Origin of the sequence: Aldersonia kunmingensis (assembly GCF_001646865.1) — a bacterium.
GTDB classification, from domain to species: Bacteria; Actinomycetota; Actinomycetes; order Mycobacteriales; family Mycobacteriaceae; genus Aldersonia; species Aldersonia kunmingensis.
In genome coordinates, this window is the sequence record NZ_LRRB01000012.1 from 1 (window position 1) to 1,589 (window position 1,589).

The following is a 1,589-nucleotide window of genomic DNA, read 5'->3' on the forward strand; positions in this document are numbered from 1 at the left end:
GACACCCTGATCCTGCAGGGGACCGTCGCCTCGGTTGACGAGGACGGACTCATCACGGTCGATGTCGTCGGCAAGGACAGCCTCGGTGATCACATCACGTCGAAGGTCACCCTCGTCCTGAATGGAGTGGCCGAATGAGCGAATTGTCCGGCAAGGCGGCAATTGTCGGCATCGGCGCGACGGACTTCTCCAAGGACTCGGGGCGCAGCGAGCTGCGCCTCGCCGCCGAGGCGGTCAGCGCGGCAATCGCCGATGCCGGCCTGACTCCGGCGGACGTGGACGGGCTCACCTCGTTCACGATGGACACCAACACCGAGATCGCGGTTGCGCGTTCGGTCGGTATCCCGAGCCTGAACTTCTTCTCGCGCATCCACTACGGCGGCGGCGCGGCCTGCGCGACCATCCAGCAGGCGGCGATGGCAGTGGCCACCGGCGTTGCGGATGTCGTTGTCGCGTACCGCGCGTTCAACGAGCGCTCGGGAATGCGCTTCGGACAGGTCAATTCGTCGCTCGTGTCGCAGGTGAATTCCTCGGGCACCGACAACGCGTTCTCCTACCCGCACGGGTTGAGCACGCCGGCCTCGTTCGTCGCGATGATCGCGCAGCGCTACATGCACGTATATGGCGCTACCAGTCGGGATTTCGGCGCGATCGCGGTTGCCGACCGCAAGCACGCGGCGACCAACCCGAACGCGTTCTTCTACGGCAAGCCGATCACGATCGAGGATCACCAGAACTCGCGCTACATCGCCGAGCCGCTGCATCTACTCGATTGCTGCCAGGAATCCGACGGCGGCATCGCGATCGTGGTGACCTCGCCGGAGCGTGCGAAGGACCTGCCGAACAAGCCGGTCGTGATCGCCGCTGCCGCACAGGCTTCCGGGTCGGATCAATACATCATGACCAGCTACTACCGGGATGCCCTTTCGGGTCTGCCGGAGATGGGCATGGTCGGCGACCAGCTGTGGGCGCAGTCCGGACTGACCCCGCAGGATATGCAGACCGCGATCCTGTACGACCACTTCACCCCGTACGCGCTGATGCAGCTCGAGGAACTCGGGTTCTGTGGCCGCGGCGAGGCGAAGGACTTCATCGCCAACGGCGCGATCGAACTCGGTGGCAAGCTGCCGATCAACACGCATGGCGGCCAGCTGGGTGAGGCGTACATCCATGGCATGAACGGCATTTCCGAGGCCGTGCGTCAGATCCGCGGCACCGCGGTCAACCAGGTGCCGGACGTGACGAACGTGCTCGTCACCGCGGGTACGGGTGTGCCGACCTCAGGACTGGTCCTCACCGCGTAGCTCCAGATCTCCCACTGCCGGGCGTGCCTCGAGCCGCCCGGCAGTGGTGATTCATTTTGCGCGCATATTCGCTCGGCGAGTTCATCAATCGGGGATGTTCCACGCTGAGGCCCATCGCAGTTTCTGCCGCAGTGGCATCGACGGAATCTTTCAGCATTGCCTGGAAGGCAACGGCGGCATGGCTCGGTGCAAGATTCGCCCGATGCGCCAGACAGATGGTTCGGATCAGTTGCGGTTCGGTCAGACGTGTCACGCGTAGCCGGGGTAATTCAGCGCCGCCATCAT

At 64.3% G+C, this 1,589-nt stretch carries 2 protein-coding genes and 1 pseudogene; 2 read left to right on the top strand and 1 reads right to left on the bottom strand.

The annotated features are described in order from the left end of the window. Together A8G08_RS27855 and A8G08_RS01375 are read left to right on the top strand one after the other, a co-directional pair. Positions 1–138 (top strand): annotated as a pseudogene (locus A8G08_RS27855) (beta-hydroxyacyl-ACP dehydratase); the annotation flags it as partial. Next, entirely contained in the window at positions 135–1,304 is a 1,170-nt protein-coding gene (locus tag A8G08_RS01375) for a lipid-transfer protein (RefSeq protein WP_068269258.1), read from the top strand. The pseudogene A8G08_RS27855 and the gene A8G08_RS01375, both read left to right, overlap by 4 nt. On the opposite strand, the gene A8G08_RS27735 is transcribed toward A8G08_RS01375, so the two are convergent. Then, on the bottom strand, positions 1,294–1,589 hold a 296-nt coding region (locus tag A8G08_RS27735; RefSeq protein WP_222844227.1), incomplete at its 5' end, for a type 2 periplasmic-binding domain-containing protein. The genes A8G08_RS01375 and A8G08_RS27735 overlap by 11 nt on opposite strands.

Bases quoted from the DNA above. Each gene is read 5' to 3' on its own strand.
- A8G08_RS01375 (WP_068269258.1), top strand. From the start codon at position 135: ATGAGCGAATTGTCCGGCAAGGCGGCAATTGTCGGCATCGGCGCGACG.